Origin of the sequence: Micromonospora globispora, assembly GCF_003857015.1 — a bacterium.
In the GTDB taxonomy this organism is placed as follows: domain Bacteria; phylum Actinomycetota; class Actinomycetes; order Mycobacteriales; family Micromonosporaceae; genus Micromonospora; species Micromonospora globispora.
The window spans coordinates 1-24,120 of the sequence record NZ_QGGF01000489.1; the positions used below are offsets into that span (position 1 = coordinate 1).

A 24,120-nucleotide genomic window follows, 5' to 3' on the forward strand; every position below is an offset into this window, starting at 1 on the left:
GGTCGACCCGATCCCCGGTACGCCGTTCGGCGTCGTGCACCTGGACGTGCCGCCGGTGACCTCCGGGCTCGCGGTGGGCTCACTGGTGACCGGGATCGCTTCCATCCTGGTCTCGCTCCTGGTCTTCTGCTTCGGCTTCACCGGCCCCAACTACGGCGGCGCGTGGGCGGCCGGGGCGTTCACCGTGCTGGGCGCGCTGGGCGGCACGGCGGCGATCGTCGCCGGCGTGCTCGCCCGCCGGCAGATCGCTCGGCCGGCACCCCCGCCCGCCGTCCGCTTCACCGGGCGGGGGCTGGCGGTCGCGGGCCTGAGCTGTGGCGCGGCGGGACTGCTGCTCAGCCTGCTCGGCCTCGCCGTCGCGCTGGTCGTCCAGCTCACGTGACCGGCGTCATCTCCGACGGCGCAGCCTGCGTGACCTCCCACGACCCGTGGGGCGAGGAGTCCGGTCTTCGGGCGCAACCGGGGCCGCCGGGCCGAGGCCGGGGAAAGCCGGTACACTGGTTACCGTAGGTGCCCATCGCGGGTGGGCAGGGACGAGGGATCATCCGGCGGGCTGCGAGGGCAGTTCTCCCGGACCGCTCCGTTTTGACCTGCGCGGCTGTGGTAGGTACTCTTTCCCCTTGTGCCCGGGCAAGCCCGGGCAATGCGTGCGTGCGCTGGAGCCGGTCCACCGGTGATCGCGCGGAGCACGATCAAAGCCAAAGATCCGGCGCTCGGTGATCTGTGTGCCGGTGACACACCCGGTACGACGCGCGAGCGCCGCGACCGGAACCGTGATCCGGGCGACACGCCCGACCGCGGGTGCTGGGACCGCCGTCAGGCGGCTCCGGTTGGAAGGTAAGAGAGCCGTCCATCAGGCCGGCTACGAGCAGACGGCGCGGTCGCTTCGCAGCGGCCGAAGGGAGCGGAGAAACCCGGTGCCCACCATTCAGCAGCTGGTCCGAAAGGGCCGCCAGGCCAAGACGACCAAGACCAAGACCCCGGCGCTGAAGGGATCCCCTCAGCGGCGCGGTGTGTGCACCCGCGTGTACACCACCACCCCGAAGAAGCCGAACTCGGCGCTCCGCAAGGTCGCTCGTGTCAAGCTCAGCAGCCAGATCGAGGTGACCGCCTACATCCCGGGCGTGGGTCACAACCTGCAGGAGCACTCGATCGTGCTCGTCCGCGGCGGTCGGGTGAAGGACCTCCCCGGCGTGCGGTACAAGATCGTTCGCGGTTCGCTGGACACCCAGGGCGTCCGTAACCGCAAGCAGGCGCGCAGCCGCTACGGCGCGAAGAAGGAGAAGAGCTGACATGCCGCGTAAGGGACCCGCTCCGCGGAAGCCGCTGGTCGCTGACCCGGTGTACAACTCGCCGCTGGTCACCCAGCTGGTGAACAAGATCCTGATGCGCGGCAAGCGTCAGCTCGCCGAGCGCATCGTGTACGCCGCCCTCGAGGGTTGCCGTGAGAAGTCCGGCACCGACCCCGTCGTCACCCTCAAGCGGGCGATGGACAACGTGAAGCCGACCCTCGAGGTCCGCAGCCGTCGCGTCGGTGGCGCCACCTACCAGGTTCCGGTCGAGGTCCGGCCGGCCCGCGCGACCACCCTCGGGCTGCGCTGGCTGGTGACGTACTCCAAGGCGCGTCGCGAGAAGACCATGGTCGAGCGGCTGATGAACGAGCTGCTGGACGCCAGCAATGGCCTCGGTGCCGCCGTCAAGCGGCGCGAGGACACGCACAAGATGGCCGAGTCCAACAAGGCCTTCGCGCACTACCGCTGGTAACACCCTGGTTCCGGCGCCCACGAGGCGCCGGAACCGCCACCAGTTGTGTCTAGACGAAGATAAGTAGGGATTGAAGTGGCCGCCGCAGACGCGCTCGCCAACGTACGCAACATCGGCATCATGGCGCACATCGATGCCGGTAAGACCACGACCACCGAGCGGATCCTCTTCTACACCGGCATCACGTACAAGATCGGTGAGGTCCACGAGGGCGCTGCCGTCATGGACTGGATGGAGCAGGAGCAGGAGCGTGGTATCACCATCACCTCCGCTGCCACCAAGTGTGAGTGGAAGGGCCACACGATCCAGATCATCGACACGCCCGGTCACGTCGACTTCACGGTCGAGGTCGAGCGGTCGCTGCGGGTGCTGGACGGTGCGGTCGCGGTCTACGACGGTGTCGCCGGCGTGGAGCCGCAGACGGAGAATGTCTGGCGTCAGGCGGACAAGTACCACGTCCCGCGGATGTGCTTCGTCAACAAGCTCGACCGGACCGGCGCCGACTTCTTCCGCTGCGTCCAGATGATGATCGACCGGCTCAACGCCACCCCGCTGGTGCTCCAGATCCCGATCGGGCTCGAGGGCGACCACATCGGCGTCGTCGACCTGATCAACATGCGCGCCCTCACCTGGCGTGGGGAGACCCAGAAGGGTGAGGACTACGCCCTCGAGGAGATCCCGGCCGACCTGGCCGACTCCGCGGCGGAGTGGCGCGAGAAGCTGATGGAGACCCTGGCCGACGTCGACGACTCGGTGATGGAGAAGTACCTGGAGGGCGAGGAGATCTCCGTCGAGGAGATCAAGGCCGCCATCCGTCGGGCCACCATCGCCAGCAAGGCCAACCCGGTCCTCTGCGGCTCGGCGTTCAAGAACAAGGGCGTGCAGCCCATGCTCGACGCCGTGGTGGACTTCCTGCCGTCGCCGCTGGACGTCCCGGCCATCGAGGGCACGGCGACCGACGGCGAGACCCCGCTGCAGCGGAAGCCGTCGACCTCGGAGCCGTTCTCCGGCCTGGCCTTCAAGATCCAGACCGACAAGCACCTCGGCAAGCTCACCTACGTCCGGGTCTACTCCGGCGTGGTCGAGACCGGCACCCAGGTGGTCAACTCCACCAAGGACCGCAAGGAGCGGATCGGCAAGATCTACCAGATGCACGCCAACAAGCGGGAGGAGCGCGGCTCCGCCAAGGCTGGCGACATCATCGCGGTGCAGGGTCTCAAGCAGACCACCACCGGTGACACGCTGTGCGACCCGGCGAACCCGGTCATCCTGGAGTCGATGACCTTCCCGGAGCCGGTCATCGAGGTCGCCATCGAGCCGAAGACCAAGGCCGACCAGGAGAAGCTCAGCACCGCCATCCAGCGGCTGGCCGAGGAGGACCCGACCTTCCGCGTCAAGCTGGACGAGGAGACCGGTCAGACGGTCATCTCCGGCATGGGCGAGCTGCACCTGGACATCCTGGTCGACCGGATGCGCCGCGAGTTCAACGTCGAGGCGAACATCGGTAAGCCGCAGGTGGCGTACCGCGAGACGATCCGCCGCAAGGTGGAGAAGATCGAGTACACCCACAAGAAGCAGACCGGTGGTTCCGGCCAGTACGCCCGCGTGATCGTGAGCATCGAGCCGCTGCCGCTGGACAACGACTCGCCGACCTACGAGTTCGCGAACGCCGTCACCGGTGGCCGCATCCCCCGGGAGTTCATCCCTTCGGTGGACGCGGGCGCCCAGGACGCGATGCAGTACGGCATTCTCGCCGGCTTCCCGCTGGTGGGTGTCAAGCTGACGCTGCTGGACGGCCAGTACCACGAGGTCGACTCGTCGGAAATGGCATTCAAGATCGCCGGCTCGATGGTGATGAAGGAGGCGGCCCGCAAGGCCGACCCCGCGCTGCTCGAGCCGATGATGGCCGTTGAGGTCACCACTCCTGAGGAGAACATGGGTGACGTCATCGGCGACCTCAACTCCCGTCGCGGCATCATCCAGGCGATGGAGGAGCGCAGCGGCGCCCGCATCGTCCGGGCCCTGGTGCCGTTGTCGGAGATGTTCGGCTACGTCGGCGACCTGCGGTCGAAGACCCAGGGCCGGGCTAGCTACAGCATGCAGTTCGACTCCTACGCCGAGGTTCCGCAGAGCGTGGCGAAGGAGATCATCGCCAAGGCCACGGGTGAGTGACGCTCACCTGAGCTGATCCGATGATTCGGGGCTGGTCGCGGGAGGGTGCTCCCCGTCCGCGGCCACCTCGGTCGGGTTGCGTGAGACCGGGCCTGTAGGCTTCACCGCCGCAGAACCCACAAAAGCTCTCCGGCCGCCAGGCCGGAAAGGCTGTCGACAGAGTCCTAAGCGCTGACCTGGCGCACCGGGGCGAACGAACCAAGAAGTCCACAGGAGGACACCAGTGGCGAAGGCGAAGTTCGAGCGGACTAAGCCGCACGTCAACATCGGCACCATTGGTCACATCGACCACGGTAAGACGACGCTGACGGCGGCCATCACCAAGGTCCTGCACGACCAGTTCCCGGACCTGAACCCGTACACGCCGTTCGACGAGATCGACAAGGCGCCGGAGGAGAAGGCCCGCGGCATCACGATCTCCATCGCGCACGTCGAGTACCAGACCGAGGCGCGGCACTACGCGCACGTCGACTGCCCCGGTCACGCCGACTACATCAAGAACATGATCACGGGTGCCGCCCAGATGGACGGCGCGATTCTGGTGGTGGCGGCGACCGACGGCCCGATGCCGCAGACCCGCGAGCACGTGCTGCTGGCCCGTCAGGTCGGTGTGCCGTACATCGTCGTGGCGCTCAACAAGAGCGACATGGTCGACGACGAGGAGCTCCTGGAGCTCGTCGAGCTCGAGGTCCGCGAGCTGCTGTCGGCGCAGGAGTACCCGGGTGACGACCTGCCGGTCGTCCGGGTCTCGGCGCTGAAGGCCCTCGAGGGTGACCCCGAGTGGACCGGTCGCCTCCTGGAGCTGATGAACGCGGTCGACACCGCGATCCCGCAGCCGGAGCGCGAGACCGAGAAGCCGTTCCTCATGCCGATCGAGGACGTCTTCACGATCACCGGTCGTGGCACGGTCGTCACCGGTCGCGCGGAGCGCGGCATCCTCAAGCCGAACGAGGAGGTGGAGATCGTCGGCATCCGTGAGAAGTCGATGAAGACCACCTGCACCGGCATCGAGATGTTCCGCAAGCTGCTCGACGAGGCCCGGGCCGGCGAGAACGTCGGTCTGCTGCTGCGTGGCATCAAGCGCGAGGACGTCGAGCGCGGCATGGTGGTCGTCAAGCCGGGCACCAGCACCCCGCACACGGAGTTCGAGGCGACGGTCTACATCCTCTCCAAGGAGGAGGGCGGCCGGCACACCCCGTTCTTCCAGAACTACCGTCCGCAGTTCTACTTCCGGACCACGGACGTCACCGGCGTCGTCACGCTGCCCGAGGGCACCGAGATGGTCATGCCGGGCGACAACACCACCATGACGGTGAAGCTGATCCAGCCCATCGCCATGGAGGAGAACCTCAAGTTCGCGATCCGCGAGGGTGGACGTACGGTCGGCGCTGGTCGCGTCACCAACATCCTCAAGTGAGCTGGGTAACCCCGATTAGGTTCGCCGCCGGTCGTGCGGCATACTAGTCAGGTTGCGTAACGACGGTTAGTCGCCTGCGTCCGGTGAATGCTGGACCTCCGGGCAGACCAACAGTCTCGCGTAGGGTGGTTGATCGCCCAGGCGGTCAACCACCCTCGCAGGGCGTCCATGTCGCGGAAACGCGATCGGCGCCATGACCCACCGCATGGTCAGAGAATCGCTCCGGAGTCCCGGGGCGGAGCCTGGCCCACGGGCGCGACACGCCCGACCGCGGGGGTCGGCGGAAGTGGGCCTGTGCCAGCCGGTACAGGCGCCCGCAACACAGCGGCATCGAGAGAAGGAACAGAAGCCACCATGGCGGGACAGAAGATCCGCATCCGGCTCAAGGCCTATGACCACGAGGTCGTCGACTCCTCGGCTCGGAAGATCGTCGAGACGGTGACGCGTACCGGGGCGCAGGTCGCTGGCCCGGTGCCGCTGCCCACGGAGATCAACCGTTTCTGCGTTATCCGCTCGCCGCACAAGTACAAGGACTCGCGCGAGCACTTCGAGATGCGCACGCACAAGCGTCTGATCGACATCATCGACCCGACCCCGAAGACGGTCGACTCGCTCATGCGCCTCGACCTGCCGGCTGGCGTCGACATCGAGATCAAGCTGTAGGGACCGGATCAAATGGACAGGCAAGTCAAGGGGATCCTGGGCGCAAAGCTCGGCATGACCCAGGTCTGGGACAACAACCGTGTTGTCCCCGTGACCGTGGTTCAGGCCGGCCCGTGCGTCATCAGCCAGGTTCGTAGCGCCGAGAAGGACGGTTACTCCGCGGTCCAGCTGGCGTACGGCACGATCGACCCGCGCAAGGTCAAGAAGCCGATCAGCGGGCACTACGCGAAGGCGGACGTCGCGCCGCGCCGGCACATCGTCGAGCTGCGCACCACGGACGCCGCGGACTACTCGCTGGGCCAGGAGGTCACGGTCGAGCAGTTCCCGGCCGGCGTGACCATCGACGTCACGGGTAAGACCAAGGGCAAGGGCTATGCCGGCCCGATGAAGCGGCACGGCTTCCACGGTCTGCGCGCCAGCCACGGTGTCGAGCGCAAGCACCGCTCGCCGGGCTCCATCGGCGCCTGCGCCACCCCGGGTCGCGTCTTCAAGGGCACCCGGATGGCTGGCCGGATGGGTGGCGTGCGCTACACCGTCCAGAACCTGACCGTCCAGGCGGTCGACACCGAGAACAACCTCCTGCTCGTCCGTGGCGCCATTCCCGGCCCCAAGGGCGCGCTGGTCCTGGTCCGTACCGCGGCCAAGACCCGGGTGAAGAAGGGCGGTGCGGCCAAGTGACCACCGTTGACGTCCTCAACGTCGAAGGCGCCAAGAGCGGCTCGGTCGAGCTGCCGGCCGACATCTTCGACGTCCAGGCGAACGTCGCGCTGATGCACCAGGTCGTGGTGGCCCAGCTCGCGGCCGCGCGCCAGGGCACGCACAAGGTCAAGACCCGCGGCGAGGTCGCCGGTGGCGGCAAGAAGCCGTACAAGCAGAAGGGCACCGGTCGCGCCCGGCAGGGCTCGATCCGCGCGCCGCAGTTCGCCGGCGGTGGCGTGGTCCACGGCCCGGTGCCGCGCGACTACAGCCAGCGCACCCCGAAGAAGATGAAGGCCGCCGCCCTGCGGGGCGCCCTCTCCGACCGGGCGCGCGCCGGCCAGGTGCACGTCGTCGAGGCGTTCGTCTCGGGCGAGAAGCCGTCGACCAAGGCCGCTCTGGCCACGCTGGCCAAGCTGACCGAGGCCCCTCGGGTCCTGGTCGTGCTGAGCAGCACCGACGAGCTGAACTGGGTGTCGCTGCGCAACGAGCCGCGGGTGCACCTGATCGAGGCCGGCCAGCTGAACACGTACGACGTGCTGGTGGCCGACGACGTGGTCTTCACCAAGGACGCCCTGGACGAGTTCCTCGGTGTTCCCGCCGAGACCACCGAGGAGGGTGGCAAGTGAGCACGATCGCCGATCCGCGCGACATCATCGTCGCGCCGGTCGTCTCGGAGAAGAGCTACAGCGAGCTGAACCGGAACTGGTACACCTTCCTGGTGCACCCGGACGCCAACAAGACCGAGATCAAGATCGCTATCCAGCAGATCTTCAACGTCCGCGTCCTGACGGTCAACACGCTCAACCGCGAGGGCAAGCGCAAGCGCACCAAGACTGGATTCGGTCAGCGCAAGTCGACCAAGCGGGCGATCGTGAAGCTGGCTGACGGTGACCGTATCGAGGCCTTCGGCGGCCCGGTCAGCTGAGGGGTGTAGACAATGGCTATCCGTAAGTACAAGCCGACGACGCCGGGCCGGCGTGGCTCGAGCGTCGCCGACTTCGCCGAGATCACCCGGTCGACGCCCGAGAAGTCGCTGCTGGCTCCGCTGCCGAAGAAGGGCGGACGCAACGCCCACGGCCGGATCACCACCCGGCACCACGGTGGCGGCCACAAGCGGCAGTACCGTCTGATCGACTTCAAGCGGGTCGACAAGGACGGCGTGCCGGCGAAGGTCGCGCACATCGAGTACGACCCGAACCGCACCGCGCGTATCGCGCTGCTGCACTACGCCGACGGCGAGAAGCGCTACATCATCGCGCCGAAGGACCTGAAGCAGGGCGACACCGTGGAGTCGGGTCCGAGCGCCGACATCAAGCCGGGCAACAACCTGCCGCTGCGGAACATCCCGGTCGGTACCACGATCCACAACGTGGAGCTCCGCCCCGGCGGTGGCGCCAAGCTGGCCCGTTCGGCCGGTGTCGGCATCCAGCTGCTCGGCCGTGAGGGCGCGTACGCGACCCTCCGCATGCCGTCCGGCGAGATCCGGCGGGTGGACGTGCGTTGCCGCGCCAGCATCGGCGAGATCGGCAACGCCGACCAGTCGAACATCAACTGGGGTAAGGCCGGCCGGATGCGGTGGAAGGGCAAGCGCCCGACCGTCCGTGGTGTCGCGATGAACCCGGTCGACCACCCCCACGGTGGTGGTGAGGGTAAGACCTCCGGTGGTCGCCACCCGGTCAACCCGCAGGGTAAGCCCGAGGGCCGCACCCGTCGTAAGGGCCAGCCGAGCGACCGGCTGATCGTCCGCCGCCGCTACGCCACGCGTAAGCGCGGCTGAGGGAGATAAGACATGCCTCGCAGCCTGAAGAAGGGCCCGTTCGTCGACGACCACCTGCTCAAGAAGGTGGAGACGCAGAACGAAAAGGGCTCGAAGAACGTCATCAAGACCTGGTCGCGGCGCTCGACGATCATCCCGGACATGCTGGGTCACACGATCGCCGTGCACGACGGACGCAAGCACGTCCCGGTGTTCGTGACCGAGGCGATGGTCGGGCACAAGCTCGGCGAGTTCGCGCTGACCCGCACGTTCAAGGGTCACGAGAAGGACGACCGGAAGAGCCGTCGGCGCTGACGCCGCGGGCATACGGATAGAGGAACAAGGGGTTACAGCGATGCCAGGAAAGGGCGACGCTCCGGTGCTTCCGGGCGCGCGGGCGGTTGCGCGGCACGTGCGCATCTCGCCGATGAAGGCGCGCCGGGTGGTCAACCTCGTCCGCGGCCTGCCCGCGAAGGAGGCGCTCACGGTGCTGCAGTTCGCGCCGCAGGCTGCGAGCGAGCAGGTGTACAAGGTGCTCGCGAGCGCGATCGCCAACGCGGAGAACAACGAGCGGCTGGACCCCGACGCGCTGCTCGTCAGCGAGGCGTTCGTCGACGAGGGCCCGACCATGAAGCGGTTCCGGCCGCGGGCGCAGGGCCGGGCGTACCGGATCCGCAAGCGCACCTGCCACATCACCGTGGCGGTCGAGGCGGTCGCGCCGGCAGCGCCGAAGAAGTCGGCGAAGAAGGCCGCCCCGGCGAAGCAGGCCGAGGCCGCTGAGACGGAGAGCAAGACGGAGGGCGCCGAGTAATGGGTCAGAAGGTTCACCCCACTGGGTTCCGGCTCGGCATCTCGACCGACTGGAAGTCCCGCTGGTTCGCGGACAAGCTCTACAAGGACTACATCGGCGAGGACGTCAAGATCCGCCGGATGATGTCCAAGGGCCTCGAGCGTGCCGGCATCTCCAAGGTCGACATCGAGCGCACCCGGGACCGGGTCCGCGTCGACATCCACACCGCCCGGCCGGGCATCGTGATCGGCCGTAAGGGTGCGGAGGCCGACCGGATTCGCGGCGAGCTCGAGAAGCTCACCGGCAAGCAGGTGCAGCTGAACATCATCGAGGTGAAGAGCCCCGAGTCGGACGCGCAGCTGGTCGCCCAGGGCGTGGCCGAGCAGCTGTCCAGCCGGGTCAGCTTCCGTCGGGCCATGCGCAAGGCGATGCAGTCGGCGATGAAGAACCCGGTCTGCAAGGGCATCCGGGTGCAGGTCTCGGGTCGCCTCGGCGGCGCCGAGATGAGCCGGACGGAGTTCTACCGCGAGGGTCGGGTTCCGCTGCACACGCTGCGGGCCAACATCGAGTACGGCTTCTTCGAGGCCCGTACCACCTTCGGCCGGATCGGCGTGAAGGTCTGGATCTACAAGGGCGACGCCGTCCCGGGCCGGGAGGCTCCGGCCGAGGCCGGTCCGTCCCGCCCGCGCCGTGAGCGCGGCGAGCGTCCCGAGCGGCCGCGCCGTGGCCGGTCGGGTTCGTCCGGCACGACCGCCGGTGGCACCGAGGCCGGCCGGGCTGCCGCGACCACCATCGCGCAGCAGGCCGAGACGCCGAGCGGCGAGCCGGTTGACGCCGGCGCCGTCGCTGCGGCCGCGACCGCTCCGGCCGCCACTCAGCCGGCAGAAACGCAGCAGGAGGGCTGACAGATGCTGATGCCGCGCAAGCCCCCGAAGGGCTTCCGCAAGCCGCACCACCCGGACCGCCACGGCGCGTCCAAGGGTGGTAACCGGGTGGTGTTCGGCGAGTTCGGGATCCAGGCTCTCGAGCCGGCGTACGTGACCAACCGCCAGATCGAGTCGGCGCGTATCGCGATGACCCGTCACATCAAGCGTGGCGGCAAGGTCTGGATCACGATCTTCCCGGACCAGGCGCTGACCAAGAAGCCTGCCGAAACCCGGATGGGTTCCGGTAAGGGTTCGCCCGAGTGGTGGGTCGCCAACGTCAAGCCGGGGCGGGTTCTCTTCGAGATGTCCTTCCCCAACGAGCAGATCGCGCGAGAGGCGATGCGTCGCGCGATCCACAAGCTCCCGATGAAGTGCCGCATTGTTACGCGCGAAGTGGGTGAATCCTGATGGCAGCGGGCGTCAAGCCTTCCGAGCTGCGTGAGCTCTCCGAGGAGGAGCTGGTCACGAAGCTGCGTGAGGCCAAGGCGGAGCTGTTCAACCTCCGCGTGCAGGCCGCAACCGGGCAGCTGGACAACAACCGGCGGCTGCAGGTCATCCGTCGGGAGATCGCCCGGATCTACACGATCATGCGTGAGCGCGAGCTGGGTCTCTCGGCCGCGCCGACTGAGGTGACTGCATCATGAGCGAGAACACCACCACCGCCGAAGCGCGGGCCCGCCGCAAGGTGCGTGAGGGCCTCGTGGTCAGCGACAAGATGGAAAAGACCGTCGTGGTCGAGGTCGAGGACCGGGTCAAGCACGCGCTGTACGGCAAGATCATGCGCCGGACGCGCAAGCTCAAGGTCCACGACGAGCAGAACGCCGCCGGGATCGGCGACCGGGTCGTGATCATGGAGACCCGGCCGCTCTCCGCCACCAAGCGGTGGCGGCTCGTGGAGATCCTCGAGAAGGCCAAGTAGCGAAGGCTCGAGCTCGGCCGGATTCGGTCGGGCGCAGGTTCCGCCAGGCTCCGGCCGCCTGCGGGCGGCCGGAGAACCGGCAGACATAGGAGATAGACGTGATTCAGCAGGAGTCGCGACTGCGCGTCGCCGACAACACGGGTGCCCGGGAGATCCTGTGCATCCGCGTTCTCGGCGGCTCCGGTCGGCGCTACGCGAGCATCGGCGACGTCATCGTGGCCACGGTCAAGGACGCGATCCCCGGTGCCGGTGTGAAGAAGGGCGACGTCGTCAAGGCCGTCGTCGTTCGCACCGCCAAGGAGAAGCGGCGGCCGGACGGCTCGTACATCCGCTTCGACGAGAACGCCGCCGTCATCATCAAGGACGGTGGGGACCCGCGCGGTACCCGTATCTTCGGCCCGGTGGGTCGCGAGCTGCGGGACAAGCGGTTCATGAAGATCATCTCTCTCGCGCCGGAGGTGTTGTGACCGTGAAGGTCAAGAAGGGCGACACGGTCGTCGTCATCGCCGGCAAGGACAAGGGTGCCAAGGGCAAGGTCATCGCGGCCTACCCGCGGCAGGACAAGGTCCTGGTCGAGGGCGTGAACCGGGTCAAGAAGCACACTCGCATCAGCACCACCCAGCGTGGCGCCAAGACCGGTGGCATCGTCACCCAGGAGGCCCCGATCCACGTCTCGAACGTGCAGGTCCTGGACTCCGACGGCAAGCCGACCCGCGTCGGTTACCGGATCGACGACAACGGCCAGAAGGTCCGCATCGCGCGTAGCACCGGTAAGGACCTGTGATGACCACGGCTACCGAAACCAAGACCATGCCGCGCCTCAAGGAGCGGTACCGCAACGAGATCGTGGCCCAGCTGCAGGAGCAGCACCAGTACGGCAACCCGATGCAGGTGCCCCGGCTGGTCAAGATCGTCGTCAACATGGGTGTCGGCGAGGCCGCTCGGGACGCCAAGCTGATCGACGGCGCGGTTCGCGACCTGGCCACCATCACCGGCCAGAAGCCGCAGGTGCGGCGGGCGACCAAGTCCATCGCGCAGTTCAAGCTCCGCGAGGGCATGCCGATCGGCGCGAAGGTCACCCTTCGCGGCGACCGGATGTGGGAGTTCCTGGACCGGCTGCTGTCGATCGCGCTGCCGCGTATCCGCGACTTCCGCGGCCTGGACGGGCGCAAGCTCGACGGGCACGGCAACTACACGTTCGGTCTGACCGAGCAGTCGGTGTTCCACGAGATCGACCAGGACAAGATCGATCGCCAGCGGGGCATGGACATCACGGTGGTCACGACCGCCACGACCGACGACGAGGGCCGGGCGCTGCTCAAGCTCCTGGGCTTCCCGTTCAAGGAGAACTGAGATGGCCAAGAAGGCGCTGATCATCAAGGCGGCCGCGAAGCCGAAGTTCTCGGTTCGCGCGTACACCCGCTGCCAGCGGTGCGGGCGTCCGAAGGCGGTCTACCGCAAGTTCGGTCTCTGCCGGGTGTGCATCCGGGAGATGGCCCACCGCGGTGAGCTGCCCGGCGTGTCCAAGGCTTCCTGGTAATAGCCCGGCGCGCTTCGCGCGTCAGCTGAACTGTCTCTTCGCCGTAGGCCCCGGGCCTGGCCCGGGGAACCCCGGCGAGAAAGGTTGACGAATTCATGACGATGACCGACCCGATCGCAGACATGCTCACGCGTCTGCGTAACGCCAACCAGGCGTACCACGACCAGGTGAAGATGCCCTACTCCAAGATCAAGGCGAACATCGCCGAGGTCCTGAAGGCCGAGGGTTACATCGCCACCTGGTCGGTCGAGGAGCCCGAGGAGGGCGCCGTCGGCAAGCGACTGGTCGTCGAGCTGAAGTACGGCCAGAACCGCGAGCGGAGCCTGGCCGGCATCAAGCGTGTGTCCAAGCCCGGTCTCCGGGTGTACGCCAAGTCGGACGGGCTCCCGCGGGTGCTCGGCGGGCTGGGCGTGGCGATCATTTCGACGTCCCAGGGGCTGCTCACCGACCGGCAGGCCCGCAAGCGGAGCGTTGGCGGGGAAGTCCTCGCCTTCGTCTGGTAACGGGAGACAGGTAGAAATGTCGCGTATTGGACGTAAGTCGATCCCGGTGCCAGCCGGCGTCGATATCACGATCGAGGGCCAGACCGTCAAGGTCAAGGGCCCGAAGGGCGAGCTGAGCCACGTCCTGGCCGAGCCGATCACGGCGGAGCGGGGCGAGGACGGCCAGCTGCACGTCAACCGGCCGAACGACGAGCGTAAGGCCAAGGAGCTCCACGGCCTGAGCCGTACCCTGGTCGCCAACATGATTGTCGGCGTGACCGAGGGCTACCGTAAGAGCCTGGAGATCGCCGGTACCGGTTACCGTGTGACCGCCAAGGGCAAGGACCTGGAGTTCGCGCTCGGGTTCTCGCACCCGGTGCTGGTGCCGGCGCCGGACGGCATCACCTTCACGGTGGAGCGGCCGACGCTGTTCCACGTGGCCGGCATCGACAAGCAGCAGGTCGGCGAGGTTGCCGCCAACATCCGGAAGATCCGCCCGCCGGAGCCCTACAAGGGCAAGGGCGTGAAGTACCAGGGCGAGGTCATCCGCCGCAAGGCTGGAAAGGCAGGTAAGAAGTGAGCGCCACGCTGCTCAAGCGCCGCCGCGGCGTCGCCGCCAAGCGTGCCGTCGGGCGTGCGCGCCGGCACTTCCGCGTCCGCAAGAACGTCAGCGGCACCGCCGAGCGTCCCCGCCTGGTCGTCACCCGCTCCCTGCGGCACATCGTCGCCCAGATCGTGGACGACACCAAGGGCCACACCCTGGCGTCGGCCTCGACCATGGACGACTCGCTGCGCGGCACCGAGGGCGACAAGAGCGCCCTGGCCGGCAAGGTCGGTGCGCTGCTCGCCGAGCGGGCCAAGGCCGCCGGCATCTCGAAGGTCGTCTTCGACCGCGGTGGCAACCGGTACGCGGGGCGGGTCGCCGCGCTTGCCGACGCCGCCCGCGAAGCCGGGCTCGAGTTCTAGAAACCCCGTCACGAGAGAGAAGGAAGGCTGCTGATGCCAGGTCAACAGCGCCGTGGCGGCGGGTCCGGTGGCAACGAGGGTGGTCGCCGCGACAACCGCCGTGAGGGCGGCCGCGGAAACGCGCCCGTCGAGAAGACCCCGCACCTCGAGCGGGTCGTCGCGATCAACCGCGTCGCCAAGGTCGTGAAGGGTGGTCGTCGCTTCAGCTTCACCGCCCTGGTGATCGTGGGCGACGGCGACGGCACCGTCGGTGTGGGCTACGGAAAGGCCAAGGAGGTGCCCGCGGCGATCGCCAAGGGCGTCGAGGAGGCCAAGAAGCACTTCTTCAAGGTGCCGCGGATCGGCGCCTCGATCCCGCACCCGGTGCAGGGCGAGGACGCGGCCGGTGTGGTGCTGCTCAAGCCGGCCTCGGCCGGTACGGGTGTCATCGCCGGTGGTCCGGTGCGTGCCGTGCTGGAGTGCGCGGGTATCCACGACGTGCTCTCCAAGAGCCTCGGCTCGTCCAACCCGATCAACATCGTGCACGCCACCGTGGCGGCGCTGAAGGCGCTCGAGTCGCCGGAGGCCGTCGCGGCCCGTCGTGGCCTGCCGGTCGAGGACGTCGCGCCGGCCGCCATGCTGGCGTCGCGGGCGGGGGTGGCTTCCTGATGGCTCGCCTGAAGGTCACCCAGGTCCGGTCCGGGATCGGGACCAAGCAGAACCAGCGTGACTCGCTGCGTTCGCTCGGTCTCAAGCGGATCAACGACGTGGTGGTCAAGGAGGATCGTCCGGAGATCCGCGGCATGATCTTCACGGTCAACCACCTCGTGAAGGTCGAGGAGGTCGAGTAATGACGATCAAGGTCCACCACCTGCGCCCGGCGCCCGGTGCCAAGACCGCCAAGACCCGCGTGGGTCGTGGTGAGGGCTCCAAGGGCAAGACCGCCGGTCGCGGTACCAAGGGTTCGAAGGCCCGGAAGAACATCTCGGCGGCGTTCGAGGGTGGGCAGATGCCCATCCACATGCGCCTGCCGAAGCTGAAAGGCTTCAAGAACCGGTTCAAGGTCGAGTTCCAGGTGGTCAACCTGGACCGGCTCGCCGAGCTCTTCCCGAACGGCGGCCAGGTCGGCCCGGTCGAGATGGTCGAGGCCGGTGCGGTCCGCAAGGGCCAGCCGGTCAAGGTCCTCGGCAGCGGCGACCTCGGCGGGGTCGCCCTCCAGGTGGCGGCGCACGCGTTCAGCGCGTCGGCCAAGGAGAAGATCACCGCCGCCGGTGGCTCCGTCACCGAGCTGTAGGGCAGATACCGTGGCGCCCGCTCAGTTGTCCCCAACTGGGCGGGCGCCACGGTCTAGCCGGCGTGTGTGCGCCGGGTAACATCGGATTCGGTTTATGTAGCCGGGCGCATCTGCCCGGACCGGGAGCGGGCTGTTAGAGTCCCTTCCCAGCTATGGATATCGGGCACTCGCCCGACACCCACCCCGCTCCGCCAGGGATCACCACCGGCGGCCCGCGTCGCGCAGGAGGAAGAAGTTGCTGTCCGCCTTTCTCAGTGCGTTCCGTACGCCTGACCTGCGCAAGAAGCTGCTGTTTACAGTAGGCATCATCGCGGTCTACCGGCTGGGCGCCACGCTGCCCAGCCCGGGCGTGTCGTACGGCAACGTGCAGAAGTGCCTCGACACCCTGCAGGGCAGCAGCACAGGTGTGCTGAACCTGCTGGACCTCTTCTCCGGTGGGGCGCTGCTGCAGCTCTCCGTCTTCGCGCTGGGCATCATGCCCTACATCACCGCGTCGATCATCCTGCAGCTGCTGACCGTGGTCATCCCCCGGCTGGAGCAGCTCCGCAAGGAGGGCCAGGCCGGCCAGGCGAAGATCACCCAGTACACCCGGTACCTGACCCTCGGTCTGGGCATCCTGCAGTCCTCGGCGTTCGTGGCGCTGGCCCGGTCCGGGCAGCTCTTCCAGAACCGCTGCGACCAGTTCCCGATCGTCCCCAAGGGCACCGGGATCCCGGACTGGCTGACCCTGACCATCCTGGTCATGACGATGACCGCCGGCACCGGCGTGGTGATGTGGCTCGGTGAGCTGATCACCGACCGGGGCGTTGGCAACGGCATGTCCGTGCTGATCTTCACCTCGATCGCGGCCCGGCTGCCCAGCGAGGGCTGGAAGATCAAGACCACCAAGGGCTGGGGGATGTTCCTCCTCGTCATCGCCCTGGTCCTGCTGGTCATCACCGCGGTCACCTTCATCGAGCAGGCCCAGCGCCGGATCCCGGTGCAGTACGCCAAGCGGATGATCGGCCGGCGGATGTACGGCGGCACCTCGACCTACATCCCGCTGAAGGTGAACCAGGCGGGTGTCATCCCGGTCATCTTCGCCTCGTCGCTGCTCTACCTGCCGCAGCTCGCGCTCCAGTTCTTCAGCCAGACCAACCCGGGCAAGACCCAGGCCTGGATCCAGAACCACATCGTGAAGGCGAGCGCGCCGGAGCACATCGCGATCTACTTCCTGCTGATCATCTTCTTCACGTACTTCTACGTGTCGATCACGTTCAACCCGACCGAGGTCGCGGACAACATGAAGAAGTACGGCGGTTTCGTGCCGGGCATCCGCCCCGGCAAGCCGACCGCCGAGTACCTCGACTTCATCCTCAGCCGGATCACCCTGCCGGGCGCGCTCTACCTGGGCATCATCGCGATCCTGCCGAACTTCTTCTTCATCTGGCTGGACAACCAGCAGTTCCAGAACTTCCCGTTCGGCGGCACCGCTGTGCTCATCATGGTCGGCGTCGGTCTGGAGACCGTTAAGCAGATCGAGAGCCAACTCATGCAGCGGAACTACGAAGGGTTCCTGCGGTAGATGCGACTCGTTCTGGTTGGCCCGCCGGGCGCGGGCAAGGGCACGCAGGCGGAGTTCATCGCCGCCCACCTCTCGGTGCCGAAGATCTCGACCGGTGACATCTTCCGGGCGAACGTGTCCCAGGGCACGCCGCTCGGGGTCGAGGCCAAGCGGTACATGGACGCCGGCAAGCTCGTCCCGGACGAGGTGACCATCAACATGGTCCGGGACCGGCTCGCCGAGCCGGACGCCAGCGAGGGCTTCCTGCTGGACGGCTTCCCGCGTACCACGCCGCAGGCCGCCGCGCTGGACAAGCTCCTCGCGGACCTCGGCACCGCGCTGGACCTGGTGCTGGAACTGGTCGTCGACGACGACGAGGTGATCCGGCGGCTCTCCGGCCGGCGTACCTGCCGGGGTTGCGGCAAGATCTGGCACGTCGAGTTCGACGCCACCACCCGGGAGGGCGTCTGCGACCGCTGCGGTGCCGAGCTCTTCCAGCGTGACGACGACAAGCCGGAGACGATCGCAGCCCGGCTGCGGGAGTACGCCGAGAAGACCGCGCCGCTGGTCGACTACTACGGCGCCCAGGGCAAGCTCGTGGGCATCGACGCGACCGGGCCGGTGGAGGACGTCACCGTCCGCGCCATCGACGCCCTCCGCTCGTACGGCGGCTGACGGCCCCGCTGGGGCTCCGGCGGATAGAGTGCGAACAGCGGGGTACGTCCGACGTGCCCCGCTGATCCGCGCCGACGAAAGGTAACGCCTCCATGCGTCGTCCCCAGCTGGACATCCAGCTGAAGACCCCCGACCAGATTGAGAAGATGCGGGCCGCCGGCCTGGTGGTCGCCCGCGCGCTGCGTCGGATGCGGGAGGCGGTCGCCCCCGGGGTGAGCACCGCCGACCTGGACGCCATCGCCGAGTCGACCATCCGTGAGGCCGGTGCGGTCCCGTCGTTCAAGGGCTACCACGGCTTTCCGGCCTCGATCTGCTCCTCGGTGAACGAGCAGGTGGTGCACGCCATCCCGTCGTCGAAGCAGGTGCTCCGCGACGGTGATCTGATCTCGATCGACTGCGGTGCGGTGCTCAACGGCTGGCACGGGGACGCCGCCATCACGGTCGGCGTCGGCGAGGTCGACCCGGCGCTGCTGAAGATGGCCGCCGCGGCCGAGGACGCGATGTGGGCGGGGATCGCCGCCGCCGCCCGGGGTGCCGCCAGCGGCCGGGGCCGGCTGACCGACATCTCGCACGCGGTGGAGAACGCGGTCCGCAAGGCCGGCCGGTACGGCATCGTCGACGGGTACGGCGGGCACGGCATCGGCACCGAGATGCACCAGGATCCGCACGTGCTCAATCACGGGCGCCCGGGCAAGGGTCCGCAGCTGGTGCCCGGCCTGGCGCTGGCCATCGAGCCGATGATCACGATGGGCTCGCCGCGGACCGTGGAGCTGGCCGACGGGTGGACCGTGGTCACCCGGGACGGGTCGATGGCGGCCCACGTCGAGCACTCGATGGCCCTGCTCGACGACGGCGTCTGGGTGCTGACCGCCGAGGACGGCGGTCGGGCCCGCCTCGGCGACCTGGTCACCGCCCGCCAGCCGGCCGACTCGCCGGCGATCTGACCGCACTCCTCGCCCCGCACACCCCATGATCGGCGGAAATGCCGGACCGGCGGCCCCATATTCGCCAGTCTGGGCGGATTCCGGCCGGTGTCGACGCGGCGATGGGCGGCCGGTTTGGCGACGGCCCGCAGGCGGGCGTAGACTTTCTGATCGGCGCACAGCGTCCACTCCGGCATGCCCACCCAGCGCTTCGGTGGGAGTCGGAGCCGCGGCTGGCGCGGGTTTCTGATCTTGGTCAGTTCACCCGTGTAAGACGTTGTGGGCCGTCCGGAGCAACCGACGTCAGGACAGCGGAGGACATGCCGAAAAAAGACGGAGCCATTGAGATCGAGGGTCGGGTCATCGAGCCCCTGCCGAACGCCATGTTCCGGGTGGAGCTCGCGAACGGTCACAAGGTGCTGGCTCACATCAGCGGCAAGATGCGGCAGCACTACATCCGCATCCTGCCGGAGGACCGGGTCGTCGTCGAACTCTCGCCGTACGACCTGACCCGCGGGCGCATCGTCTACCGCTACAAGTAAGCCTGACGGCGGCCGGGACGTCCCCGTGTCCGTCTTCGACGTCCGGAGTCGCGCTGAGCCGCGTCGCCGGGCCAGATGGGAAGTAAGGCAACCGTGAAGGTCAAGCCGAGCGTCAAGAGGATCTGCAACAAGTGCCGGGTTATCCGCCGGCACGGCCGGGTCATGGTCATCTGCACCGACCCGCGCCACAAGCAGCGCCAGGGCTGAACCAGTCTCACCGGTCGTGACACGGCCGGTCGGATCGGTCCGGGCCGCAGATCCAGACAACAGATCATCAGCTCGTCCCAGCCGCGAGCGGTACGCAGCGCGTACTCCCTCGTGGTTGACCCCCGGTCGGAGGCCGGGGCCCGCTCGGGCAGCGACCGATCCCGGTCGCCGGCGCTGATCGCGCCGGAAAGACGGGACGGCCGGTAGCGGGGTGGGACGGGTCCACACCTCCGCCACAACATCACGAGGAGTACGCCCGCACATGGCACGTCTAGCCGGCGTTGATCTCCCCCGCGACAAGCGGATGGAGATCGCGCTCACCTACATCTTCGGGGTCGGTCGCACCCGCGCCCTGGAGACGCTCGCCGCCACCGGCATCTCGCCGGACAAGCGCGCTCGGGACCTCACGGACGAGGAGCTGGTCCAGCTCCGCAACCACATTGAGGGCAACTACAAGGTTGAGGGCGACCTGCGCCGCGAGGTCGCCGCTGACATCCGCCGCAAGGTCGAGATCGGCTGCTACGCGGGTATCCGGCACCGCCGGGGCCTGCCCGTGCGTGGTCAGCGCACCAAGACCAACGCGCGGACCCGGAAGGGCCCGAAGCGGACCGTCGCCGGCAAGAAGAAGCCCGGCAAGAAGTAACTAGGAGCGCACAGACTTATGCCACCGAAGGCTCGTGCCGGAGCCGCCGTCAAGAAGGTCCGGCGCAAGGAACGCAAGAACGTCGCCCACGGGCAGGCGCACATCAAGAGCACCTTCAACAACACCATCGTGTCCATCACGGACCCGACCGGTGCGGTCATCTCCTGGGCCTCCTCGGGCCAGGTGGGCTTCAAGGGCTCCCGCAAGTCGACCCCGTTCGCCGCTCAGCTGGCCGCCGAGGCCGCCGCGCGCCGGGCGATGGAGCACGGCATGCGCAAGGTCGACGTGTTCGTCAAGGGCCCCGGCTCCGGCCGGGAGACCGCCATCCGTTCGCTGCAGGCTGCTGGTCTCGAGGTCGGGCAGATCTCCGACGTCACCCCGCAGCCGCACAACGGATGCCGTCCGCCGAAGCGTCGCCGGGTCTGAGAGGTTAGAGAGAGATGGCTCGTTACACCGGTGCTGACTGCCGCCGTTGCCGGCGGGAGAAGATGAAGCTGTTCCTCAAGGGCAGCAAGTGCGATGGTCCGAAGTGCCCGTTCGAGTCCCGGCCGTTCCCGCCCGGGCAGCACGGCCGCGGCCGCACCAAGGAGACGGAGTACCTGCTCCAGCTCCGTGAGAAGCAGAAGGCCCGTCGTGTCTACGGCGTGCTGGAGAAGCAGTTCCGCGGCTACTACGAGGAGGCCGTGAGCAAGAAGGCGAAGACCGGTGAGGTCCTCCTTCAGATCCTCGAGTCGCGGCTGGACAACGTGGTCTACCGGGCTGGCTACGCCAAGTCCCGGGACATGGCCCGTCAGCTGGTCAAGCACGGTCACTTCACGGTGAACGGCAAGAAGGTCGACATCCCGTCGTACCGCGTCAAGGAGCACGACATCATCGAGGTCCGGGGCAAGAGCAAGGAGCTCACCCCGTTCATCGTCGCGCAGGCCGAGGCCGGCTCCAAGACCGTTCCGGCGTGGCTCGAGGCCATCCCCAGCCAGATGAAGGTTCTCGTGCACTCGCTCCCGGCCCGCCAGGTGATCGACACCCAGGTCCAGGAGCAGCTGATCGTCGAGCTCTACTCCAAGTAAGGGCTCGTTGCGGTGGCCCGCCCTCCGGGGCGGGCCACCGGAACAGTTTGTGTCGTGGGCGTCATATAGCGGGCGCCCCGGAAGAGAAGAGAAAACATGCTCATCAGCCAGCGACCGTCTCTCTCCGAAGAGTCGATCAACGAGACCCGGTCCCGGTTCACCATCGAGCCGCTGGAGCCGGGCTTCGGCTACACCCTCGGCAACTCGCTGCGGCGCACGCTGCTGTCGTCGATCCCGGGCGCGGCGGTCACCTCGATCAAGATCGACGGTGTGCTGCACGAGTTCACCACGATCCCCGGTGTCAAGGAGGACGTGGTCGAGCTCGTCATGAACATCAAGGAGCTCTGCGTCAGCTCCGAGCACGACGAGCCGGTCAGCATGTACCTGCGCAAGCAGGGCCCGGGCGACGTGACCGCCGGTGACATCCAGCCCCCGGCCGGTGTCTCGGTGCACAACCCGGACCTGAAGCTCGCCACCCTGAACGGCAAGGGCCGGCTCGACATGGAGCTGACCGTCGAGCGGGGCCGGGGCTACGTCACGGCGGCGCAGAACAAGCAGGCGGGCGCCGAGATCGGCCGGATCCCGGTCGACTCGATCTACTCGCCGGTGCTCAAGGTGACGTACCGCGTCGAGGCGACCCGTGTCGAGCAGCGGACCGACTTCGACCGGCTGATCATCGACGTCGAGACCAAGCCGTCGATGGGCCCGCGTACCGCGCTGGCCTCCGCCGGCTCGACGCTGGTGGAGCTCTTCGGGCTGGCCCGGGAGCTGGACGAGACCGCCGAGGGCATCGACATCGGGCCGTCCCCGCAGGACGCTCAGCTGGCGGCGGACCTGGCTCTGCCGATCGAGGAGCTGGACCTCACCGTCCGCTCCTACAACTGCCTCAAGCGCGAGGGCATCAACTCCGTTGGTGAGCTCATCGGGCGTACCGAGGCCGACCTCCTCGACATCCGGAATTTCGGTCAGAAGTCGATCGACGAGGTCAAGATGAAGCTCGCCGGGATGGGTCTGGGGCTGAAGGACTCGGCTCCGAACTTCGACCCGGCGCACGTCGTGGACGCCTTCGGCGAGGCCGACTACGACACCGACGACTACCGCGAGACCGAGCAGCTCTAAGTCCGGCTGCCGCCACATCTGAGGAGCACCAACAATGCCCACGCCCACCAAGGGCCCCCGCCTCGGCGGCAGCCCCGCGCACGAGCGGCTGATGCTGGCCAACCTGGCCACTGCGCTGTTCCAGCACGGCAAGATCCAGACCACCGAGACGAAGGCCCGGCGGCTGCGTCCGCTCGCCGAGCAGCTCATCACCAAGGCCAAGCGGGGCGACCTCGCTGCGCGCCGGCGGGTGGCGGGCGTCGTCAAGGACAAGGACGTGGTCTACGCCCTGTTCGACCAGATCGCGCCCCGGTACGCCAACCGCAACGGTGGCTACACCCGGATCGTGAAGACCGGTCCGCGCAAGGGCGACGCCGCTCCGATGGCGATCATCGAGCTGGTCGAGGAGCTGCAGGTCGCCGAGCCGAAGGCGAACAAGAAGACCGCCGCCCGCAAGGCCGCCCAGCAAGACAAGGTCGAGGCGCTCGCGCCCGCGGAGGAGACCCCGCAGTCGCAGCCGGCCGACCAGGACTCGGAGCCGCCGGTGTCGGCGTCCGGTGACACCGACGCCGCCCGCGAGGACAGCGACGAGGCCACCGAGAACAAGGCCTGAGCAAAGGCAGCACCGTCGGGCCCGGCATCCCTTCCTGGGGTGCCGGGCCCGACGCCGTGAACGGGAGGTACGAGGTGGACGAGCGGACCCGGCTGCGGCTGGACGTCTCGTACGACGGCACCGACTTCTCCGGCTGGGCCGCGCAGCCGACCCGGCGGACGGTCGCCGGGGTGCTCACCGAGACGCTGGACCTGGTCCTCGGCGCGGGTACCGCGACCGGGCTGACCGTGGCCGGCCGCACCGACGCCGGGGTGCACGCCACCGGTCAGGTCTGTCACCTGGACCTGCCGACCGCCGTCTGGCAGGAACACGAGGGGCGGCTACTGCGCCGCTTGGCCCGGCTGCTCCCCACCGACGTGCGGGTGCGGGCGATGACCGAGGTCCCCGCCGACTTCGACGCTCGCTTCTCCGCGACCTTCCGCCGGTACGAGTACCGGGTGACCGACGCCCCGTGGGGCGCCGAGCCGCTACGCCGGTACGACACCCTGGCTTGGCCGAAGCCGCTGGACCTGACCGCGCTGAACGCCGCCGCGGGCGGGCTGGTGGGGGAGCACGACTTCGCCGCGTACTGCCGGCGCAAGGAGAACGCCACCACCCTGCGCGAGGTGACTCGGCTGGACTGGCGGCGGGACCCGGACGGCATCCTGGTCGCCACCGTGCAGGCCGACGCGTTCTGTCAGGCGATGGTGCGCAGCCTGGTCGGCGCGATGCTGGTGGCCGGGGACGGCCGCCGGCCGGTCGAGTGGCCGGCGAGCCTGCTCACCCGCCGGGAGCGGTCCAGTGAGGTGACCGTGGCGCCGGCGCACGGGCTGACCCTGGTGGCGGTCGGCTACCCGGACGACCCGGCCGAGTACGCCCGCCGGGCCGAGCTGACCCGCCGGCTCCGCGTGCCCGTGGTCGAGGGCTGACCCCGGACGGCTCAGTTGCCGGGAGAACCATCCTGGCCGGTGCTGCCCTGCTCCGCCGTCGGCCGGCTCGCGACCTCGGCGTTCGCCCGGCGCTCCAGCACCCCGCGGTTGAGGTACACCTCGATCATCTCGTAGAGGATCTCGCGCGCCGTGGCGTCGGTGGCGTTGATCCGTTGCCCGTCGGCCCGGGTCACCACGCAGTAGGCGAGGTAGTGGCCGCGTACCTGCCAGCCGACCCGCGCGGCGGCTGTCGCCACGGTCGCCGTGTCGTCACCGACGGCCATACCGAGCAACCGGCCCTGCCGTCCCTCGAGCAGCTCGCGGACCCGGTCCCGGGCCCGCTCGGCGCTGGCCACGTCGGTCAGGTTGAACAGCCCGGCGGTGAGCAGGTGGGTGCCGTCGGGAGAGCGGAGGGTGGCGCGGACCACCTGGCTGCAGCCGAGGCGGACCAGGAGGTTGGCGATCTCACCGCTGGCCGCGACCGTGCAGCTGCCGCTGGACTCCGTCCTGAGCACCTGGTAGGCCGGTTGGCCG

Annotated in this window: 36 protein-coding genes and 2 pseudogenes; 37 read left to right on the plus strand and 1 reads right to left on the minus strand. The window is 68.4% G+C overall.

Annotated features, from left to right (window positions below; genetic code table 11):
* From DKL51_RS26055 to truA, 37 genes and pseudogenes are all read left to right on the plus strand, one after another.
* Positions 1-382: pseudogene (locus DKL51_RS26055) on the plus strand (phage holin family protein); the annotation flags it as partial.
* Between the two features lie 535 nt (positions 383-917).
* Positions 918-1,292, plus strand: a complete 375-nt coding sequence (gene rpsL, locus DKL51_RS26060; protein ID WP_007465318.1) for a 30S ribosomal protein S12 — start codon at positions 918-920, stop codon at positions 1,290-1,292.
* A 1-nt stretch (position 1,293) separates the two neighbouring features.
* A complete protein-coding gene (rpsG, locus tag DKL51_RS26065; RefSeq protein ID WP_088647009.1) occupies positions 1,294-1,764 on the plus strand; it encodes a 30S ribosomal protein S7 in 471 nt (156 codons plus the stop codon).
* 75 nt (positions 1,765-1,839) lie between these two features.
* The gene (fusA, locus tag DKL51_RS26070) at positions 1,840-3,936 is read left to right on the plus strand and encodes an elongation factor G (protein WP_109946706.1); all 2,097 of its coding nucleotides are present in this window, start codon (positions 1,840-1,842) and stop codon (positions 3,934-3,936) included.
* Positions 3,937-4,159: 223 nt separating this feature from the next.
* Entirely contained in the window at positions 4,160-5,353 is a 1,194-nt protein-coding gene (gene tuf, locus DKL51_RS26075; protein ID WP_109946705.1) for an elongation factor Tu, read from the plus strand.
* Positions 5,354-5,707: 354 nt separating this feature from the next.
* On the plus strand, positions 5,708-6,016 hold the full coding sequence (gene rpsJ, locus DKL51_RS26080; RefSeq protein WP_007073037.1) for a 30S ribosomal protein S10: 309 nt from the start codon (positions 5,708-5,710) through the stop codon (positions 6,014-6,016).
* Between the two features lie 12 nt (positions 6,017-6,028).
* Positions 6,029-6,694, plus strand: a complete 666-nt coding sequence (gene rplC, locus DKL51_RS26085) for a 50S ribosomal protein L3 (RefSeq protein ID WP_109946704.1) — start codon at positions 6,029-6,031, stop codon at positions 6,692-6,694.
* On the plus strand, positions 6,691-7,341 hold the full coding sequence (rplD, locus tag DKL51_RS26090; protein WP_109946703.1) for a 50S ribosomal protein L4: 651 nt from the start codon (positions 6,691-6,693) through the stop codon (positions 7,339-7,341). Before rplC ends, rplD begins: the two co-directional genes overlap by 4 nt.
* A complete protein-coding gene (rplW, locus tag DKL51_RS26095; RefSeq protein ID WP_091317975.1) occupies positions 7,338-7,640 on the plus strand; it encodes a 50S ribosomal protein L23 in 303 nt (100 codons plus the stop codon). Before rplD ends, rplW begins: the two co-directional genes overlap by 4 nt.
* A 12-nt stretch (positions 7,641-7,652) precedes the next feature.
* Positions 7,653-8,492: a 50S ribosomal protein L2 gene (gene rplB / locus DKL51_RS26100; protein ID WP_109946702.1), complete on the plus strand. Its 840-nt coding sequence runs from the start codon at positions 7,653-7,655 to the stop codon at positions 8,490-8,492.
* A 12-nt stretch (positions 8,493-8,504) separates the two neighbouring features.
* Positions 8,505-8,786: a 30S ribosomal protein S19 gene (gene rpsS, locus DKL51_RS26105; RefSeq protein WP_091079388.1), complete on the plus strand. Its 282-nt coding sequence runs from the start codon at positions 8,505-8,507 to the stop codon at positions 8,784-8,786.
* Positions 8,787-8,826: 40 nt separating this feature from the next.
* On the plus strand, positions 8,827-9,282 hold the full coding sequence (rplV, locus tag DKL51_RS26110) for a 50S ribosomal protein L22 (protein ID WP_109946701.1): 456 nt from the start codon (positions 8,827-8,829) through the stop codon (positions 9,280-9,282).
* Positions 9,282-10,166, plus strand: a complete 885-nt coding sequence (gene rpsC, locus DKL51_RS26115; RefSeq protein WP_109946700.1) for a 30S ribosomal protein S3 — start codon at positions 9,282-9,284, stop codon at positions 10,164-10,166. Before rplV ends, rpsC begins: the two co-directional genes overlap by 1 nt.
* Before the next feature lie 3 nt (positions 10,167-10,169).
* Positions 10,170-10,595, plus strand: a complete 426-nt coding sequence (gene rplP / locus DKL51_RS26120; RefSeq protein ID WP_073834927.1) for a 50S ribosomal protein L16 — start codon at positions 10,170-10,172, stop codon at positions 10,593-10,595.
* Positions 10,595-10,831, plus strand: a complete 237-nt coding sequence (gene rpmC / locus DKL51_RS26125; protein ID WP_013288628.1) for a 50S ribosomal protein L29 — start codon at positions 10,595-10,597, stop codon at positions 10,829-10,831. The genes rplP and rpmC overlap by 1 nt, the downstream gene beginning before the upstream one ends.
* Positions 10,828-11,106, plus strand: a complete 279-nt coding sequence (gene rpsQ / locus DKL51_RS26130; protein WP_109946699.1) for a 30S ribosomal protein S17 — start codon at positions 10,828-10,830, stop codon at positions 11,104-11,106. Before rpmC ends, rpsQ begins: the two co-directional genes overlap by 4 nt.
* A 98-nt stretch (positions 11,107-11,204) precedes the next feature.
* Positions 11,205-11,573 carry a 50S ribosomal protein L14 gene (gene rplN, locus DKL51_RS26135; protein ID WP_007073026.1) on the plus strand — a complete coding sequence of 123 codons (369 nt, stop codon included), beginning with the start codon at positions 11,205-11,207 and terminating at the stop codon, positions 11,571-11,573.
* Positions 11,570-11,890 carry a 50S ribosomal protein L24 gene (gene rplX, locus DKL51_RS26140; RefSeq protein ID WP_007465276.1) on the plus strand — a complete coding sequence of 107 codons (321 nt, stop codon included), beginning with the start codon at positions 11,570-11,572 and terminating at the stop codon, positions 11,888-11,890. Before rplN ends, rplX begins: the two co-directional genes overlap by 4 nt.
* On the plus strand, positions 11,890-12,459 hold the full coding sequence (gene rplE / locus DKL51_RS26145) for a 50S ribosomal protein L5 (protein WP_088998357.1): 570 nt from the start codon (positions 11,890-11,892) through the stop codon (positions 12,457-12,459). Before rplX ends, rplE begins: the two co-directional genes overlap by 1 nt.
* A gap of 1 nt (position 12,460) precedes the next feature.
* Positions 12,461-12,646, plus strand: a complete 186-nt coding sequence (locus tag DKL51_RS26150; RefSeq protein WP_007465272.1) for a type Z 30S ribosomal protein S14 — start codon at positions 12,461-12,463, stop codon at positions 12,644-12,646.
* 95 nt (positions 12,647-12,741) lie between these two features.
* The gene (gene rpsH, locus DKL51_RS26155) at positions 12,742-13,149 is read left to right on the plus strand and encodes a 30S ribosomal protein S8 (RefSeq protein WP_007465270.1); all 408 of its coding nucleotides are present in this window, start codon (positions 12,742-12,744) and stop codon (positions 13,147-13,149) included.
* Between the two features lie 16 nt (positions 13,150-13,165).
* Complete coding sequence (rplF, locus tag DKL51_RS26160; RefSeq protein WP_109946698.1) at positions 13,166-13,708, plus strand: 50S ribosomal protein L6; 543 nt, start codon at positions 13,166-13,168, stop codon at positions 13,706-13,708.
* Positions 13,705-14,094 carry a 50S ribosomal protein L18 gene (rplR, locus tag DKL51_RS26165; RefSeq protein ID WP_109946697.1) on the plus strand — a complete coding sequence of 130 codons (390 nt, stop codon included), beginning with the start codon at positions 13,705-13,707 and terminating at the stop codon, positions 14,092-14,094. Before rplF ends, rplR begins: the two co-directional genes overlap by 4 nt.
* 33 nt (positions 14,095-14,127) lie before the next feature.
* Positions 14,128-14,742, plus strand: a complete 615-nt coding sequence (rpsE, locus tag DKL51_RS26170) for a 30S ribosomal protein S5 (protein ID WP_073834922.1) — start codon at positions 14,128-14,130, stop codon at positions 14,740-14,742.
* Positions 14,742-14,924, plus strand: coding sequence for a 50S ribosomal protein L30 (gene rpmD / locus DKL51_RS26175; protein WP_074314584.1), 183 nt, complete (start codon positions 14,742-14,744; stop codon positions 14,922-14,924). The genes rpsE and rpmD overlap by 1 nt, the downstream gene beginning before the upstream one ends.
* Entirely contained in the window at positions 14,924-15,367 is a 444-nt protein-coding gene (rplO, locus tag DKL51_RS26180; RefSeq protein ID WP_109946696.1) for a 50S ribosomal protein L15, read from the plus strand. The genes rpmD and rplO overlap by 1 nt, the downstream gene beginning before the upstream one ends.
* 235 nt (positions 15,368-15,602) lie before the next feature.
* Positions 15,603-16,931: a preprotein translocase subunit SecY gene (gene secY, locus DKL51_RS26185; protein WP_109946695.1), complete on the plus strand. Its 1,329-nt coding sequence runs from the start codon at positions 15,603-15,605 to the stop codon at positions 16,929-16,931.
* On the plus strand, positions 16,932-17,585 hold the full coding sequence (locus DKL51_RS26190) for an adenylate kinase (RefSeq protein ID WP_109946694.1): 654 nt from the start codon (positions 16,932-16,934) through the stop codon (positions 17,583-17,585).
* A 92-nt stretch (positions 17,586-17,677) separates the two neighbouring features.
* Positions 17,678-18,529, plus strand: coding sequence for a type I methionyl aminopeptidase (map, locus tag DKL51_RS26195; RefSeq protein WP_109946693.1), 852 nt, complete (start codon positions 17,678-17,680; stop codon positions 18,527-18,529).
* Between the two features lie 299 nt (positions 18,530-18,828).
* The gene (gene infA, locus DKL51_RS26200; protein WP_007073013.1) at positions 18,829-19,050 is read left to right on the plus strand and encodes a translation initiation factor IF-1; all 222 of its coding nucleotides are present in this window, start codon (positions 18,829-18,831) and stop codon (positions 19,048-19,050) included.
* Between the two features lie 93 nt (positions 19,051-19,143).
* On the plus strand, positions 19,144-19,257 hold the full coding sequence (gene rpmJ / locus DKL51_RS26205) for a 50S ribosomal protein L36 (protein WP_012184307.1): 114 nt from the start codon (positions 19,144-19,146) through the stop codon (positions 19,255-19,257).
* Positions 19,258-19,519: 262 nt separating this feature from the next.
* Entirely contained in the window at positions 19,520-19,900 is a 381-nt protein-coding gene (gene rpsM / locus DKL51_RS26210; protein ID WP_091666181.1) for a 30S ribosomal protein S13, read from the plus strand.
* An 18-nt stretch (positions 19,901-19,918) separates the two neighbouring features.
* Complete coding sequence (gene rpsK, locus DKL51_RS26215) at positions 19,919-20,326, plus strand: 30S ribosomal protein S11 (RefSeq protein ID WP_014440747.1); 408 nt, start codon at positions 19,919-19,921, stop codon at positions 20,324-20,326.
* Between the two features lie 14 nt (positions 20,327-20,340).
* Positions 20,341-20,967 carry a 30S ribosomal protein S4 gene (gene rpsD, locus DKL51_RS26220; RefSeq protein ID WP_093403633.1) on the plus strand — a complete coding sequence of 209 codons (627 nt, stop codon included), beginning with the start codon at positions 20,341-20,343 and terminating at the stop codon, positions 20,965-20,967.
* 96 nt (positions 20,968-21,063) lie between these two features.
* Positions 21,064-22,086 (plus strand): DNA-directed RNA polymerase subunit alpha, encoded by a 1,023-nt coding sequence (locus tag DKL51_RS26225; RefSeq protein WP_007073009.1) that lies wholly within the window; start codon positions 21,064-21,066, stop codon positions 22,084-22,086.
* Positions 22,087-22,120: 34 nt separating this feature from the next.
* Entirely contained in the window at positions 22,121-22,678 is a 558-nt protein-coding gene (gene rplQ / locus DKL51_RS26230) for a 50S ribosomal protein L17 (RefSeq protein ID WP_109946692.1), read from the plus strand.
* 74 nt (positions 22,679-22,752) lie between these two features.
* Positions 22,753-23,586 (plus strand): tRNA pseudouridine(38-40) synthase TruA, encoded by an 834-nt coding sequence (gene truA / locus DKL51_RS26235; protein WP_109946691.1) that lies wholly within the window; start codon positions 22,753-22,755, stop codon positions 23,584-23,586.
* Positions 23,587-23,597: 11 nt separating this feature from the next.
* On the opposite strand, the pseudogene DKL51_RS35180 reads toward truA, so the two are convergent.
* Positions 23,598-24,120, minus strand: a pseudogene (locus tag DKL51_RS35180) (hypothetical protein); the annotation flags it as partial.

What these genes read in the sequence shown, in the direction of transcription:
- rplC (WP_109946704.1), top strand. Translation starts at nt 6,029, where the DNA reads ATGGACAGGCAAGTCAAGGGGATCCTGGGCGCAAAGCTCGGCATGACC.
- rpsE (WP_073834922.1), top strand. Translation starts at nt 14,128, where the DNA reads ATGCCAGGTCAACAGCGCCGTGGCGGCGGGTCCGGTGGCAACGAGGGT.
- rpsG (WP_088647009.1), top strand. Translation starts at nt 1,294, where the DNA reads ATGCCGCGTAAGGGACCCGCTCCGCGGAAGCCGCTGGTCGCTGACCCG.
- rpsJ (WP_007073037.1), top strand. Translation starts at nt 5,708, where the DNA reads ATGGCGGGACAGAAGATCCGCATCCGGCTCAAGGCCTATGACCACGAG.
- DKL51_RS26225 (WP_007073009.1), top strand. Translation starts at nt 21,064, where the DNA reads ATGCTCATCAGCCAGCGACCGTCTCTCTCCGAAGAGTCGATCAACGAG.
- rpmC (WP_013288628.1), top strand. Translation starts at nt 10,595, where the DNA reads ATGGCAGCGGGCGTCAAGCCTTCCGAGCTGCGTGAGCTCTCCGAGGAG.
- DKL51_RS26190 (WP_109946694.1), top strand. Translation starts at nt 16,932, where the DNA reads ATGCGACTCGTTCTGGTTGGCCCGCCGGGCGCGGGCAAGGGCACGCAG.
- DKL51_RS26150 (WP_007465272.1), top strand. Translation starts at nt 12,461, where the DNA reads ATGGCCAAGAAGGCGCTGATCATCAAGGCGGCCGCGAAGCCGAAGTTC.
- rpsD (WP_093403633.1), top strand. Translation starts at nt 20,341, where the DNA reads ATGGCTCGTTACACCGGTGCTGACTGCCGCCGTTGCCGGCGGGAGAAG.
- rplQ (WP_109946692.1), top strand. Translation starts at nt 22,121, where the DNA reads ATGCCCACGCCCACCAAGGGCCCCCGCCTCGGCGGCAGCCCCGCGCAC.
- map (WP_109946693.1), top strand. Translation starts at nt 17,678, where the DNA reads ATGCGTCGTCCCCAGCTGGACATCCAGCTGAAGACCCCCGACCAGATT.
- rpsK (WP_014440747.1), top strand. Translation starts at nt 19,919, where the DNA reads ATGCCACCGAAGGCTCGTGCCGGAGCCGCCGTCAAGAAGGTCCGGCGC.
- rpsM (WP_091666181.1), top strand. Translation starts at nt 19,520, where the DNA reads ATGGCACGTCTAGCCGGCGTTGATCTCCCCCGCGACAAGCGGATGGAG.
- infA (WP_007073013.1), top strand. Translation starts at nt 18,829, where the DNA reads ATGCCGAAAAAAGACGGAGCCATTGAGATCGAGGGTCGGGTCATCGAG.
- rpsC (WP_109946700.1), top strand. Translation starts at nt 9,282, where the DNA reads ATGGGTCAGAAGGTTCACCCCACTGGGTTCCGGCTCGGCATCTCGACC.
- rpsQ (WP_109946699.1), top strand. Translation starts at nt 10,828, where the DNA reads ATGAGCGAGAACACCACCACCGCCGAAGCGCGGGCCCGCCGCAAGGTG.
- rplV (WP_109946701.1), top strand. Translation starts at nt 8,827, where the DNA reads ATGCCAGGAAAGGGCGACGCTCCGGTGCTTCCGGGCGCGCGGGCGGTT.
- rplF (WP_109946698.1), top strand. Translation starts at nt 13,166, where the DNA reads ATGTCGCGTATTGGACGTAAGTCGATCCCGGTGCCAGCCGGCGTCGAT.
- rpsS (WP_091079388.1), top strand. Translation starts at nt 8,505, where the DNA reads ATGCCTCGCAGCCTGAAGAAGGGCCCGTTCGTCGACGACCACCTGCTC.
- rpmD (WP_074314584.1), top strand. Translation starts at nt 14,742, where the DNA reads ATGGCTCGCCTGAAGGTCACCCAGGTCCGGTCCGGGATCGGGACCAAG.
- rplE (WP_088998357.1), top strand. Translation starts at nt 11,890, where the DNA reads ATGACCACGGCTACCGAAACCAAGACCATGCCGCGCCTCAAGGAGCGG.
- rplP (WP_073834927.1), top strand. Translation starts at nt 10,170, where the DNA reads ATGCTGATGCCGCGCAAGCCCCCGAAGGGCTTCCGCAAGCCGCACCAC.
- rplB (WP_109946702.1), top strand. Translation starts at nt 7,653, where the DNA reads ATGGCTATCCGTAAGTACAAGCCGACGACGCCGGGCCGGCGTGGCTCG.
- rpsH (WP_007465270.1), top strand. Translation starts at nt 12,742, where the DNA reads ATGACGATGACCGACCCGATCGCAGACATGCTCACGCGTCTGCGTAAC.
- rplO (WP_109946696.1), top strand. Translation starts at nt 14,924, where the DNA reads ATGACGATCAAGGTCCACCACCTGCGCCCGGCGCCCGGTGCCAAGACC.